The 12,660-nt window shown below is 67.9% G+C and carries 10 protein-coding genes and 1 tRNA gene; 3 read left to right on the top strand and 8 right to left on the bottom strand.

Annotated features, from left to right (window positions below):
* The first annotated feature begins 83 nt into the window (after nucleotides 1-83).
* A complete protein-coding gene (locus ACIQF0_RS32970) occupies nucleotides 84-710 on the top strand; it encodes a TetR/AcrR family transcriptional regulator (RefSeq protein ID WP_360048445.1) in 627 nt (208 codons plus the stop codon).
* Here the strand turns inward: ACIQF0_RS32970 and ACIQF0_RS32965 are convergent, their stop codons facing one another.
* From ACIQF0_RS32965 to ACIQF0_RS32955, 3 genes are all read right to left on the bottom strand, one after another.
* On the bottom strand, nucleotides 711-1,901 hold the full coding sequence (locus tag ACIQF0_RS32965; RefSeq protein WP_401036078.1) for an amidohydrolase: 1,191 nt from the start codon (nucleotides 1,899-1,901) through the stop codon (nucleotides 711-713).
* Between the two features lie 85 nt (nucleotides 1,902-1,986).
* Nucleotides 1,987-2,772: a hypothetical protein gene (locus tag ACIQF0_RS32960; protein WP_360048442.1), complete on the bottom strand. Its 786-nt coding sequence runs from the start codon at nucleotides 2,770-2,772 to the stop codon at nucleotides 1,987-1,989.
* Between the two features lie 189 nt (nucleotides 2,773-2,961).
* Complete coding sequence (locus ACIQF0_RS32955) at nucleotides 2,962-3,399, bottom strand: MarR family winged helix-turn-helix transcriptional regulator (protein WP_401036074.1); 438 nt, start codon at nucleotides 3,397-3,399, stop codon at nucleotides 2,962-2,964.
* A gap of 55 nt (nucleotides 3,400-3,454) precedes the next feature.
* Here ACIQF0_RS32955 and ACIQF0_RS32950 point away from each other — a divergent pair, with 55 nt between their 5' ends.
* Nucleotides 3,455-4,033, top strand: a complete 579-nt coding sequence (locus tag ACIQF0_RS32950; protein ID WP_401036071.1) for a TIGR03086 family metal-binding protein — start codon at nucleotides 3,455-3,457, stop codon at nucleotides 4,031-4,033.
* A 7-nt stretch (nucleotides 4,034-4,040) separates the two neighbouring features.
* Here the strand turns inward: ACIQF0_RS32950 and ACIQF0_RS32945 are convergent, their stop codons facing one another.
* From ACIQF0_RS32945 to ACIQF0_RS32925, 5 genes are all read right to left on the bottom strand, one after another.
* Nucleotides 4,041-4,787 carry a class I SAM-dependent methyltransferase gene (locus ACIQF0_RS32945; RefSeq protein ID WP_401036068.1) on the bottom strand — a complete coding sequence of 249 codons (747 nt, stop codon included), beginning with the start codon at nucleotides 4,785-4,787 and terminating at the stop codon, nucleotides 4,041-4,043.
* A 75-nt stretch (nucleotides 4,788-4,862) separates the two neighbouring features.
* Complete coding sequence (locus ACIQF0_RS32940) at nucleotides 4,863-6,530, bottom strand: cellulose binding domain-containing protein (RefSeq protein ID WP_401036065.1); 1,668 nt, start codon at nucleotides 6,528-6,530, stop codon at nucleotides 4,863-4,865.
* A complete protein-coding gene (locus ACIQF0_RS32935) occupies nucleotides 6,527-8,773 on the bottom strand; it encodes a cellulose binding domain-containing protein (RefSeq protein ID WP_401036062.1) in 2,247 nt (748 codons plus the stop codon). Before ACIQF0_RS32935 ends, ACIQF0_RS32940 begins: the two co-directional genes overlap by 4 nt.
* A 360-nt stretch (nucleotides 8,774-9,133) precedes the next feature.
* Nucleotides 9,134-10,582 carry a DUF6351 family protein gene (locus ACIQF0_RS32930; RefSeq protein ID WP_401036059.1) on the bottom strand — a complete coding sequence of 483 codons (1,449 nt, stop codon included), beginning with the start codon at nucleotides 10,580-10,582 and terminating at the stop codon, nucleotides 9,134-9,136.
* A gap of 478 nt (nucleotides 10,583-11,060) precedes the next feature.
* Nucleotides 11,061-11,134: transfer RNA gene (locus tag ACIQF0_RS32925), tRNA-Lys, on the bottom strand.
* A 285-nt stretch (nucleotides 11,135-11,419) separates the two neighbouring features.
* On the opposite strand from ACIQF0_RS32925, the gene ACIQF0_RS32920 reads away from it, so the two are divergent.
* Nucleotides 11,420-12,553, top strand: a complete 1,134-nt coding sequence (locus ACIQF0_RS32920; protein WP_401036056.1) for an Ig-like domain-containing protein — start codon at nucleotides 11,420-11,422, stop codon at nucleotides 12,551-12,553.
* Nucleotides 12,554-12,660: the final 107 nt, after the last annotated feature.

The raw sequence follows: 12,660 nt of genomic DNA, 5'->3' as shown, positions 1-12,660 counted from the left end.
GGAACGGAATCGCGTGTCAGTTTCGGAACCGTATGTCAGTTCTGGGGTGATCGCAAGACTCCGCAGGTCATAGACTTGGGCGCATGACGTCCAGTGCCGAGCCCGTCAGCCGCGCCGAGCGCAAGAAGCAGGAGCTGCGCCGCGAGATCATCGACGCGGCCTTCGACTGCTTCGCCGAACGCGGCTACCACGCCACCGGAATCGCCGACGTGGCCACGCGCCTGGGCATCGGGCACGGCACGTTCTACCGCTACTTCCAGAACAAGCGGGACATCGTCGACCACGTCGTCGACGACCTCGTCGGACGCATCACCGGCGCCCTGACGGCCGAGAACGCGCCGGACGCGGTGTCGACGCTCGCCGAGTACCGCGAGCAGTCCGCGCGCATCGGCGAGTCGCTGGGCCGCATCTTCGGCGAGGACCCCCGCGTGCCGCGCCTGCTGCTGTTCGAGGCGCCCGGCATCGACCGGGCCATGGCCGAACGGATCCTCGACCTGTTCGACCTGGCCGCCGCGCTCACGTCCGCGTACCTCTCGCACGGCGTCGAACTGGGCTACCTGCGCGCCGACCTCGACGTCGAGAACACCGCCAGGGCCATCAACGGCATGATCCTCGGCACCGCGATCTCGTCGCTGCGCACGCCGGAAGCGCAAGCGGCGCAAAGCGAAGCGCTGCGGCGCGTGATGTACGACGGCATCGCGGCCCGCTGACTACCCGAGCCACGTCCGCGCGGCGACGACCAGCGCGTCGACCCCGGTGGTCAGCGTCGGCTCGATGTCGGGCGCGTACTCGGGGGAGTGGTTCATCGCGACGGGCTGACCGGGTTCACGGGTGCTGAAATCCGTGCCGCCGAGGAACCAGAACACCGTCGGCACCCCTGCGGCCGTCCCGAAGACGCCGACGTCCTCGCTGGCGTTGACCACCGCACCGGGGATCAGGTTCTGCTTGCCGAAGTGCTCGGCGAACGCGGCCATCGTCGTCGTGGTCGCGTCCGGATCGGACACGAGCACGGGAGTGCCGTCGTACCAGTCGAACTCGGGCTCGCGCGGTGCTCCGGACGCGGCGGCCTCGGCACGGGCGATCCGTTCGACGGCGGCGCGGACGATGCCGCGGACGTGCTCGTTGAACGTCCGGATGTTGACGCCGATCTCGGCCGTCTCCGGGATGACGTTCTCCTTGGTGCCGGCCTGCAACCGTCCAACCGTGACGACGGCACGTTCTGATGGCGCGATCTCACGCGCGACGATGCCTTGCAACCGCACCACGACATGCGCGGCCATCAGCACCGGATCGACCGTGGTCTCCGGCGCCGAACCGTGGCCGCCCCGGCCGAACAACGTGACCCGCACCGAGTCGGACGCCGCCATCAACGGCCCGCTGCCGTACGCGATCATCCCGGCGGGCAGGGGGCTGACGTGTTGCGCCAGCACGACTTCCGGCTTGCCGAACCGTTCGAACAGCCCATCGGCGACCATGTCCCGCGCGCCAGTGCCCAGTTCCTCGGCGGGCTGGAACACCACGAGCAGAGTCCCCGTCCACTCCGCACGGGTCTGCGCCAGCCGCTCGGCCGCCCCGATCAGGCACGTGGCGTGCATGTCGTGCCCGCACGCGTGCGCCACCGGCACGTCCTCGCCATCTGCGTTCGTCGCGCGAATCGTTGACGCGTACGGCAGACCGGTCGTCTCCTCGACGGGCAACGCGTCGATGTCCGCCCTGAGCATCACGATCGGGCCGTCGCCGTTGCGCAGCACGCCCACCACACCGGTGCCACCGATCTCGGTGGTGACGTCGAAACCCATCGGCCGCAAGGCATCGGCGAGCACGCCCGCCGTGCGGAACTCGTGCAGCGACAGTTCGGGGTGGCTGTGCAGATCGCGGTACAGCTCGTGCAGGTCGGTCATCACCAGATCCTGACCACCGCGGGCGGACAATGCAAAAGGGCCCCGACCGGCGAACCGGTCGAGGCCCTTCCTCACAGCAGGTGGATCAGCCGATCAGGCGCGTGCCGCCCCAGCCCCAGCCGCGGGCGGTGCCCTGGTAGCGGCTGTTGTCACCGTCCGAGATCCAGGCGAACTCCACGAGGGTGCCGTCCGTCGCGATGGTGGTGAAGTGGTCTGAGTCGCCGCCCGCGATCAGGCGGACCCAGCGGAAGTCGCTGCCGTAGGACGGGAACTCCTGCAGGCCGGTAGAACCGTTGACCCAGTAGGAGACGCTGTTGAACGCGTCACCCTTGATCTCCAGGAAGAGGTACGGGTCGAGACCGGTGATGCTGCGCGTCGCGCCCCAGCCCCAGCCCCGAACGATCTTGCTCAGGCCGTTCGAGCCGTCGATCGTCCAGTAGGCGAGCTCGCCCTGGTTGTTGACCTCGATGAACTGACCCAGGCTGGTGCCCGTGATCAGGCGAGCGTTGTTCCAGCCCCAGCCGATGACGGCCTCGGTGTACCAGGTGCCGTTCCACGACCACTTGGACAGGCGGCCGTCGTTCTTGACCTCGAGGAAGTTCTGCTCGTCGAGGGTCGTGATGGCACGCGTGCCACTCCAGCCCCAGCCGCGAACCTGCTTGGCGTAGCTCTCGCCGGAGCGCGACCAGTGGACGAGCTCGTTGGCGGCGTTGATCTCGAGGAAGGACTGCCCGTTGGTCGTGAGCGTGGTCGCGCCACGGTCACGCGGAAGGCCCTTGGCCGAGATCGAGTCGTTCTTGTCCCCCTGCGCCACGCTCGGAGCGGCCGTGACGACGGTGACCATCGCCGCGATGCCGAGCACAGCTGCCATTACACGCTTGAATCGCATTATTCGACTGCCCCCATGACAATCAGTCGTTGTGTGACGCGCCCATCCTGGCGGTAGTTAGCGCAGGTCACAACCTATTTGTGCGCTATGTGAAACACCTGCGACACACAGAGCGATGGAGGAGGTGCGCGGAGTTGCGCGCTCCTCACGCCGCACGGGTGCGGGCTTCCCTCAGTCCTGGCCGAGCTTCGGCAGTGCGTCGACGAGCACGGCCAGCGAACGCAGCAACGCCTCCCGGTCCGCGGCGGGCAGTTGGGCGAGCAGCCGTTCCTCACCGCGCTGGATCTCGGCCTGTATCGCGCCGTGCCGGCGACGGCCCTCCTCGGTGATCGTGACGAGCCGCGCGCGCCGGTCCGCCGGGTCGCGGGTGCGCTCCAGCAGGCCGTCGTTCTCCAGTTCGTCGAGCACGCCGATGATCCGGCTCTTGTCCGCTCCGATGAACTCCGCGAGCGCGGCCTGGGTGCGCACCGGCTGGCCTTCGACCGTGTCGAGCACGACGTAGCCCCACATGCTCAGGCCGTGCGCGCGCAGCACCGGTTGCTCGGCGGCGACCAGCGCTCGTTGCAACGGCGCGATCATCGCCGCGAGGTCACGTCGCCGGCCATCCACGAACAGGATGATAGCGACCTTGCGCCGATAGTAAGCATGTGACTATCGTAGGCACATGCTTATTAATGACCTGCTGGTCCTCCACCGCACGGCGGTGCGGACCAGCGTCGAGATCGTGGCTGAGGTGTCCGCCGACGACCTGGGAAAGCCGACGCCCTGTTCGGAGTGGACACTCGCCGAACTCCTCGCCCACATGACCGCCCAGCACCACGGGTTCGCTGCCGCGGCCAGGGGCACGGGCTCGGATCTCGCGGCCTGGGAGGTTCTCACCAGTTCGCGGCCCGTCGCCGACTACAGCGAAGCCGCGGAGGACGTGCTCGCTGCCTTCGCGGAACCCGAAGTGCCGCAACGGGAGTTCGACCTGCCGGAGTTCGGGGCGCGGTTCCCGGCGACGCAGGCGATCGGCTTCCACCTGATCGACTACGTGGTGCACGGCTGGGACGTCGCGCGCTCGCTCGGGCGCGACTACCGCCTGGCCCCGGAACTGGCCGAGCCCGCGTTGCGGATCGCGCTGGCGGTGCCGGACGGTGAGGGCAGGCTGAAGCCCGGCGCGCCTTTCGGGCCCGCGCTGGCCACGGACGACGATCCGCTGAACCGAATCCTCGCCGCCTTGGGGCGCTCGCCGAAGTGGTGAGTCCTCATCAGCTGTGCGACACGATGAGGCGGAAGCCCGCGTCCCACTCGTCGAGGTCGAGCAGGTCCTGGTGCCGCTCGTGCCAGCGACCGCTGTCCAGGTCGGCGCGCAGCCGCCGGACACCCCGGTCGACGGCGCCGGGATCCGTTTGGGCGAGGGCGGAACAGGCGCGGCGGACGCGGGGATCGAGGTAGGCGGCCGGCCGTCGCCAGTAGGCCGGGAACACGCCGTCGGTGAAGTCCCACGGCAGCGGCAGAACGGTGACGCTGTGAGCACCGAGTTCCTGCGCGATGGCGTCCGCTGACGGCCGGGTGCGTTCCAGGTCGGCGATCTCCGGCACGTACTCGCGGACGAACCAGAAGTCGCTGTGCCGCAGCGTGTCGTAGGCGAGGACGACCTGAAGTGGCGCTGTGCGGCGGAGTTCGGCGAGACCGGCGCGCCAGTCGGTCCAGTGGTGGACCGTGAGCACGGCCAGCGCGGCGTCGACGGCGTGGTCGCGGATCGGCAGCGCTTCGGCGACGGCGCGCACGGCGGGACTCGCGCCGGGTGGTCGTTGCCGGATCATCTCGACGGACGGTTCGAGTGCGAGCACCGTCCGGTCGTGCGGCTCGTAGGAGCCGGTGCCCGCGCCGACGTCGGCGATGGAACCAGCGGTGCCGAGCGCGGCGAGGATCTCGGCCATCCAGCGCGGATCGGTGCGCCGTCCCCACGAGTACCCGGTGCCGATCTCGTCGTACAGATCCGTTCCGCTCATGCGTCCCCCCGGCTTCCGAGAGTAGCGAAAGTGGCCCGGCGGTTGTCGGGACCGCCGGGCCACCGCAGGACGGTGTTACGGGGTGACCGGTGCGTTGGTCAGGCCCTTCACCGCCCCTGTCACGGTGTTGGAGGCGTAGACGACGTTGGGCATCGCCGAGCACTTCGACACCGAGGTGATGTTGATGGCGTACTGACCGACGCCGCCGAGGTCGGAACGGTTGTTGCGCCAGACGTTGCCGCAGCCGTTGGGCAGGCTGGGCGTGGTGCTGGTGTTGTGCGTCTCGTAGCCGTTGGCGAAGGTGCCGGGGCTGCGGAACGTGCCGGTGTTGTCCTCGATGAGGTACCCGATGCCCTTGACGTCGATCCAGGAGTCGGCCGAGTTCTGGCCGCTGATGCCCTGCCCGTCGAAGGTGTTGCCGCGGATGATCCCCTCGTAGGTGCCTTCCTTGACGTCGATCGGCTCGGCCGCGATGTTCGGGCCGATCCTGTTGTTCAGCACCTGGACGCGGTCACTGCGGTCGATGCCGCCGTTGTTGCCGTGGCAGGCCCAGTTGGAGTTGGCGGAACCGAGGTACACGCCCTCGCCGAAGCCGGGCTGGACCAGGCCGGTGTCGGTGATCGTGGAGTTGCGGAGGATGCCGTCGGCCGAGGAACGGCGGAAGTGGACGGCCTCCTCGTCGACGTGGTGCACCGAGACCGAGTCGATCGTGGTGTGGTGCGAGTTGTCGAGGACGATGCCCTTCTTCGACTCCTGCACGGTGAACCCGGTGAGGTTCCAGTACGGGGAGCCGAAGACCCACAGGCCGTAGCCGGAGTCCCAGCCCGCGGTGGGCGCGGGACAGGACGGGGCCTCGCCGGTCGGGCCGTCGTTGATGAGCACGGCGTCGCGCGGGCCGCTCAGGGTGATGGGCTGGGACGCGGTGCCCGCGCGGCCGTTCACGACGAACGAACCGCGGTAGGTGCCCGCCGCGAGCTTGATCGTCTGGCCTGGGACGGCCGCGGCCAGTGCCGCCTGGAGCTGCGCCGCGGTGGAGACGTTGACCGTGCTGCCGCCGCCGGTGCCCGGACTGGTCGTGGCGCTGACCGCCGCGCTCGCCGCCGAGGTGTTGCCCGCCGCGTCCTTGGCGCGCACCGAGAACGAGTACGCGGTGGCGGGGGACAGGCCGGTGACCGTGGCCGATGTGCCGGTGACGGTCGCGTTGACCGCGTTGCCGAGCAACACCTCGTAGCCGGTGACGCCGACGTTGTCCGTGGACGCCGTCCAGGCCAGTGACACCGAACCGGACGTCACGCCCGTGGACCGCAGACCCGCGGGCACGGTGGGTGCCTGCGTGTCGGTGGGCGGAGAGCCGCCGCCGCAGGCCACGCCGTTGATCGTGCAGTTCGTGGGAAGACTGCCGCCGGACGCGTTGAAGCCGAACTTGGTGCTGGCGCCGGGTTTCACGGCGCCGTTGAAGCTCGCGTTGGTGAACTTGTGGTGCTGGCCCGTGGACGTGCGGACGGAGCTCCAGGAACTGGTGATCGTGGTGCCGGACGGCAGGTCGAACTCGATCGTCCACGACGTGCTCGCGGCGTCACCGGAGTTCGTGATCGTCACGTCCGCGCCGTAGCCGCCGTTCCACACGGACGTCTGGGTGACCGCCGCCTTCAGCACTGGTGCCGCGGCCTGCGCGGACCCGCCGCTCAGCAGTGCCGCGACCGTCGCTGTCACCGCGGCGAGCGCGAGTGTTCGTGTGCTCATCGGTTGCCTCCGCAGGACTTGCCGTTGACGGTGCAGCCGGTGGGGAGCCCGGCACCCGAGGCGTTGAAGCCGAACTTCGTGCTGGCGCCGGGCTTGACGGCACCGTTGAAGCTCGCGTTGGTGAACTTGTGGTGCTGGCCCGTGGACGTCCGCACGGAACTCCAGGAACTGCTGACCGTGGTGCCCGACGGCAGGTCGAACTCGACCGTCCACGCCGTCGTCGCGGTGGCGCAGCCGTTGGTGATCGTCACGTCGGCGCCGTAGCCGCCGTTCCACACCGAGGTCTGGGTGATCTTGGCGGTGACGCACGCACCCGCAGGCGGCGTGGTCGTCGTGGTGGTGGTTGTCGACGTCGTCGTAGTGGTCGTGGACGTGGTGGTGCTGGTCGGCGGGGCGCCGTTGACCGAGCTGAGGAACAGCGACGCCGCCGAGTCGGTCTTCGTGGCGTCCACGCCGTGGCCACCGGTGAAGTCGCGCTGCTCGTTGGTCGCCCAGTCGGTGATGGGCGTGCCGCCGATGTCCAGGTGCTGGTAGGCCGTGCCGTTCCAGCCGAACTGGTAGATCCGCGCGCGGTCGGCGTAGTAGTCGTTGAACGGCCCGCCGGTCGCGGTCTGCTTGGTCATCGTGTTGTTGTGGAAGACGTTGCGGGGACCGGACGCGCCGGACCACTTCACGGCCTTCTTGCCGGCGCCCCACCAGATCGGGAACCAGTTGGAGTTGTCGGGACCGCCGCCGCCCTCCTCACCGCAGTTGGCGCGGCAGTTGGCCGAGCGGTGCGCGTAGGGCACCCGGACCGTGTTCAGCTCGAACAGGTTGTTGCGCTCCCAGCCGCCGTGCAGGTTCAGGTCGGAGTCGAAGTCGTTGCCGATCACGACGTTGCCCGACGCGGACCACTGGAACGTGAAGTGGCGCAGGTTGCGGGAGGTGTTGCCGGTGTACAGCGAGTCCCACACGCGCGAGCCGCGGAAGTAGCCGTTGCCGCCCTTGCCCTTGTTCCACGAGCCGTCGAGCTCGTTGTTCACGATCTGGAGGTTCTTGGCCTCCTCGGTGACGATCGGGTGCGAGCCCGTCATCTCCGCCCTGATGCCGCGCACCCAGGAGTTGGCCGCCCACTTGAACACGATGCCGTGCATCTCGGCCGCGGGCGCCATGTTGCCGTAGTTGTTGATCGCGTCGGCCTGGTCGAGACCGGGCATCGCCTGGGTGAAGCCGAAGTCCTCGAAGCCGACGCCCTCGACCGGGTCGACCAGCGGGGACACCTTCGAGTCGTACGGCGTGCCGTCGATCGGCGCCGAACCGTCCGAAGTGGAGTTGACCGGGACGTCGTACTCGAGCGGCTTGTCCAGCGTCACGGTGTTGCCGGAGACCGAGGTGACGGTGAAGATCTGCTGCCGCATGTGCATGTTCAGCATCGGGAACTCGGTGCCGGTGGCCTGCTGCTGCTCGTAGAACTTGACCGAGTTCGCGGCACGCACGTTCACGAACATGCCGGCCTTGATCCTGCTCGCCGACTGCACGGTGATCGTGCGGTCACCGGTCTTGGCGGCCGTGGCCACCTTCGCGCCGACCTTCCAGTGCACGTTGACCGTGCCCTCGAAGATGTCCTTGCGGTTGGCGGGAGCCGCGGCGTAGTCGCTCGCGTAGCTCGGGTCGACCCCGCGCGACTGGACCCGGAACAGGCCGCGGCCGGGCCACAGCCAGCCACCCTTGCCCGCGCCGGAGGTCATGCCGTCCTCGTCCCAGTCGGAGCCGTCCGGGGTGAGGGCGTCGTAGAGGGTGTTCGCGTCCGGCCGGTAGGTGATCTTCGTGGCGTCCTTGCCCGCGCCGCGCAGGATCAGGTAGTCCGCGTCCACGTGCAGTTCGCGCGACACGGCCAGCTCACCGGCGGGCAACGTGATCAGGCTCAGCTTCGAGTAGCCCGCGGACGGCGAACAGGTCGTCTTGATCGAATCGATGGCCGATTGCAGACCGGCGGAATCGTCCTGGCCGTCATTCGGGTTCACGCCGAACTGGCTCGCCAATTCCGCCGCGGTGATCTGGCACGCCGCACTGGAGTTGATCTCACTCGCGCCGGGGAGGTTCTGGCCGCCCCGATAACCGGCCTTGCTCCAGTCGTACAGCCCGCTGACCGCCGCCCGCCGATTGCCCGCCGAGGTGTCCAGCCCGGTGAGCGCGCCCGCACCGGGAGCCGCGCCCGCGGCGTTGACCAGCACGGCGATGCCCGCCGCGGCGAGAGTGCCCACAATTCCGAGCGTGGCGGCTCGTCGTAGGCCATGACTTCGGGACACGCATGCCTCCAAGGAACAGTTCGACCACGTATGTGGGGCGGCTCACATCGTGGAGTCGAATTGTGAATAGTTCCTGAGACGTCGTCAATGATTCGCGGCCAATTCGCGATAATGTTCAAGGGTGTGAAAAGTCAGATATGTGAATTAGGAAAATGGCACCGTTTGCAGAAGTCTGTTGCGACGGCCGTCGCCGCCGGCCGCCAGGTCCGAAGTGGACGAACCAGTCTGATATCCGGTAGCGCGCGGAGGAGGCCCGCCCCGCGGTGGATCGTGCGGGGACGGGCCTCGTTGCGTTGCCGACCTCGGAAGGTCTCGTCAGGGAGCGATTCCGATGCCGGGAATCCGGCTCCACGCGCATTCCTGTGCCTCCGTCAGCGCCGGCCACTTCTGGCCGCCCGGCCGCGGCGGGACCCGTGACGCGTACGACGCGGGAGTGAATTCCGGCTGGTAGAAGCACCCGCTGCCGTAGGTCTTGTCGAACGTGCCGCACGAGTCGGCGATCGACCGGGCGGTGGGCTTGCGGCCGGTGCGGACCCAGGCGTCGAGCGCGGCGATCGAGTTGGCGTACTCGGCGTCGCTCAGCTCGCTGTGGTCGGCTTCGTCCGTGAACGTCTGCACGAGGTTGCCGGCGCGTCCGGCGGCCTGGACCGTCTCCCGGTAGGCGGACTCGTGCTCCACGTAGACCTGCGGGTCGTGGATCGCGTGCAAGGTGAGGACGGGGAGGGAGATCTTGCCGGTCAGGTCGGCGTCGTAGGACAGGTCACGCTGTGCGGTGCGGTCGGCCGAGAACCGTTCCACTCCGGCGTTGAGCGCCTTGTCGTCGCTCGAACCGGTGTACCGGACACCCTCGTTGCCGAACGGGTTCCCGCCGTCGACCCGCTTGAAGACGATGTCCTGGAACAGGAACGTCGCGTAGAGCAGGTTGGTGGGCAGCACTTCCTCGGACATGCGGGTGACGGCGAGGATCTCGCCGAGGTTGCGCTGCTGCGCCGCAGTCCGCTGAGCGGCGTCGGAGCCGATGCCGGTGCACTCCCGCAGCCGGGCCAGGACGTCCTCGGGTGCCAGCGTCGAGTCGGCGGGAAGTCCTTGCCACAGCGGGTATCGCGGCTCGGTGGGACGCGGCAGGTTGGCGCAGTAGTACTGGTAGACCACCCGCAGGTCGACCCGGTGGTCGTAGCCGCGTGAGCCGCCACCCACAAGACCGTTGGTCAGCAGCACGCCGTCGTAGAGGCCGGGCTGCTTGCCGTAGGTCTCCGCGACCTTGGCCGCGACGTTCCCGCCGAAGGACTGACCGTGCAGGTAGGTGCGCGCGGGCTTGCCGAAACGATCGATGAACAACCGCCGGACGTTGTCGGTGTCGGCTGCGGCCATGCGGACGCCGTACCCGCCACGCCGATACGACGACGCGGCCCAGGCGTAGCCCTGGTGGACCATCACCGCCCAGCGTTCCAGCTCTTCGTCCGTGCTGGACTGGTCGTAGGCGAAGTCGGGACCACCGTGGGAGTGCACGACGAGAGACTTGTTCCACCGCTTCGGGACGGCCATGGTGAAGTAGGCGCCGTTGGCGTCCTGACCGGTGTAGCAGGTGGCCTTCTCCGCCAGGGGCGCGGGACACGGGGCGACCGCGCCGGGTGAGGTCCCGGCGTTCGCGACGGGCGTGGCGCCGAGAGTGCCGGCGGCGAGTGTCGTGACGAGCATTGCCGCCATCGCGCGGCGAGCCGGAAGTCGTGCCAAGCCGGACGGGCGTGCGTCGGATGTGTTCAAGAAACCGCTCCATCTTCGAAGGTGCGACCGGTGCGAGGAACGTTGAGCCGCCTGGCGATGCCGGGCCCTCAGCGCCGTGCTCAGCACAGGTGGTCGCGCCGTGGTTCTGGATTCTTCCCCATGGGTTACCGACCGGTAACGCGCCGTCACGCTACTGGAGATGCTATAGCAAAATCAATATGCAACTTCTAGGACGATTGCCAGGGATGTCCTGTCGGCATGGTGGCGGTGTTCGGTCCATCGGAGTCCATTGTGGACGCACCGCGCGTCTTCGGGCGCAGGAGTCGTTTCCGTCGTCGCCTGGAAGAATGTCCTCATGAGAGGGAGGCGGTTCGCGGGCTCGTTGTACATGCTTTGCGGGAAAGAGAAGGTCACCTCGTGCCGGGCCGCAAACCATGATCGACAACGGGTGAATGACGATTGAGTCCGGAAACGCAAAAAAGCAGGTAGAGACGAATCTCTACCTGCTTCTCTGAAGTACGCCGCCAGGGACTCGAACCCCGGACCCGCTGATTAAGAGTCAGCTGCTCTAACCAACTGAGCTAGCGGCGCTTGTTTGTGTGCCGGAGGCTTGCTCGTTCCGACGGGAAGAACGTTAGCACAGCGCCTCCACGCGCTCCCAATCGGCTGGTCAGCACGGGTTTGGGGGTGCATCGTCCACGTAACGATCCGGCCACTTGCGCAACTTCGACCCACCCCCTGTCGTCACCTAGTCGGGGGACGCCAAAACGACTTCGTGCAGGCAGTCTCGGGAGTGGCGACAAGCAGATCGGAAGTACGTCGATGGGGATGTGGGGCAGGCGCGGTCGTGGGGTCGTCGCAGCGGGCGTCGCTGTGATGCTGATCGCAGGCTGTTCAGGAGGCGGCGACAGCGGGACGGGCGGCGCCGGCGGGGAGTCGAGTGCTGCTCCTCCTCCGCCGAAGCCCGTCACGCTGACACTGGCGCTGAACGACGGCGCGGCGGACGTGTCGCCCGGTCTGCCGGTCATCGCGACCGCTGCGGACGGGAAGCTGACCGACGTCAAGCTGACGAACCCCGACGGCAAGGTCGTCGAGGGCAAGATGAACCCCGAGTCGACGCAGTGGACGAACACCGAGCCGCTCGGGTACTCCAAGACGTACAAGCTGTCCGCCACGGCGACCGGCGAGGACGGCAAGCCGCAGACCAAGGAGTCGTCCTTCACCACGGTGAAGCCGCGCACGCTCACGTACGTGTCGACGAACCCGCAGGACGGCACCACGATCGGCGTCGGCCAGCCGCTGGCCTTCTACTTCGACGAGCCGGTGGCCGACAAGGTCGCGGCCGAGAAGATGCTGGAGATCACCACCGAGCCCAAGGTCGAGGGCGCCTTCTACTGGTTCAACAAGAAGGAGGTGCACTGGCGTCCGGAGAAGTTCTGGAAGTCGGGCACCAAGATCACGATGAACATCAAGGTCTACGGCAAGCACATCGGTGACGGCATCTACGGCCAGGAAGACCGCACGATCACCACGACCGTGGGCGACGAGGTCATCTACGAGGCCGACGGTCAGTCGCACCAGGTCAACGTCAAGGTCAACGGCAACGTCGTGCGCACCATGCCGACCTCGATGGGCAACGCGGCCAACACCACCCCCCACGGCACGTACGTGCTGATGGAGAAGCACGACCACATGATCATGGACTCGACCACGTACGGCCTCGCGCTGGAGAACGGCGGCTACAAGACGCCGGTCGACTGGGCCTACCGCATGTCCAACAGCGGCATCTTCTTCCACAGCGCGCCGTGGTCCATCGGCGACCAGGGCAACCGGAACGTGAGTCACGGCTGCCTCAACCTGTCGCCGGAGAACGCCAAGTGGGTCATCGACAACAGCAAGCAGGGCGACGTCGTCATCGTCACCAACTCCGGCGGCCCGCCCCTGGAGTCGTGGGACGGCTTCGGCGACTGGCAGGTGCCGTGGAACCAGTGGGTCCAGGGCAACCGCTAGAGCTCTAGTGGCGCGACCCGGAACGTTGGCGAGGTAATTCACGCTCAGCAGGGCGCCTCACGGCCGTCTGACCGCGAATTCCCCCGGCAACCTTCCGGGCCACACCA

It is taken from the genome of Lentzea sp. NPDC092896, assembly GCF_044754905.1.
GTDB lineage: Bacteria > Actinomycetota > Actinomycetes > Mycobacteriales > Pseudonocardiaceae > Lentzea.
The sequence above is the reverse complement of the archived record's forward strand: the minus strand, read 5'-3'. Positions and strand labels throughout refer to the sequence as shown.

Excerpts from the sequence above, each read along its gene's own strand:
- ACIQF0_RS32970 (WP_360048445.1), top strand. The coding sequence starts at position 84 with ATGACGTCCAGTGCCGAGCCCGTCAGCCGCGCCGAGCGCAAGAAGCAG.
- ACIQF0_RS32965 (WP_401036078.1), bottom strand. The coding sequence starts at position 1,901 with ATGACCGACCTGCACGAGCTGTACCGCGATCTGCACAGCCACCCCGAA.
- ACIQF0_RS32960 (WP_360048442.1), bottom strand. The coding sequence starts at position 2,772 with ATGGCAGCTGTGCTCGGCATCGCGGCGATGGTCACCGTCGTCACGGCC.
- ACIQF0_RS32950 (WP_401036071.1), top strand. The coding sequence starts at position 3,455 with ATGCTTATTAATGACCTGCTGGTCCTCCACCGCACGGCGGTGCGGACC.
- ACIQF0_RS32945 (WP_401036068.1), bottom strand. The coding sequence starts at position 4,787 with ATGAGCGGAACGGATCTGTACGACGAGATCGGCACCGGGTACTCGTGG.
- ACIQF0_RS32940 (WP_401036065.1), bottom strand. The coding sequence starts at position 6,530 with ATGAGCACACGAACACTCGCGCTCGCCGCGGTGACAGCGACGGTCGCG.
- ACIQF0_RS32920 (WP_401036056.1), top strand. The coding sequence starts at position 11,420 with ATGCTGATCGCAGGCTGTTCAGGAGGCGGCGACAGCGGGACGGGCGGC.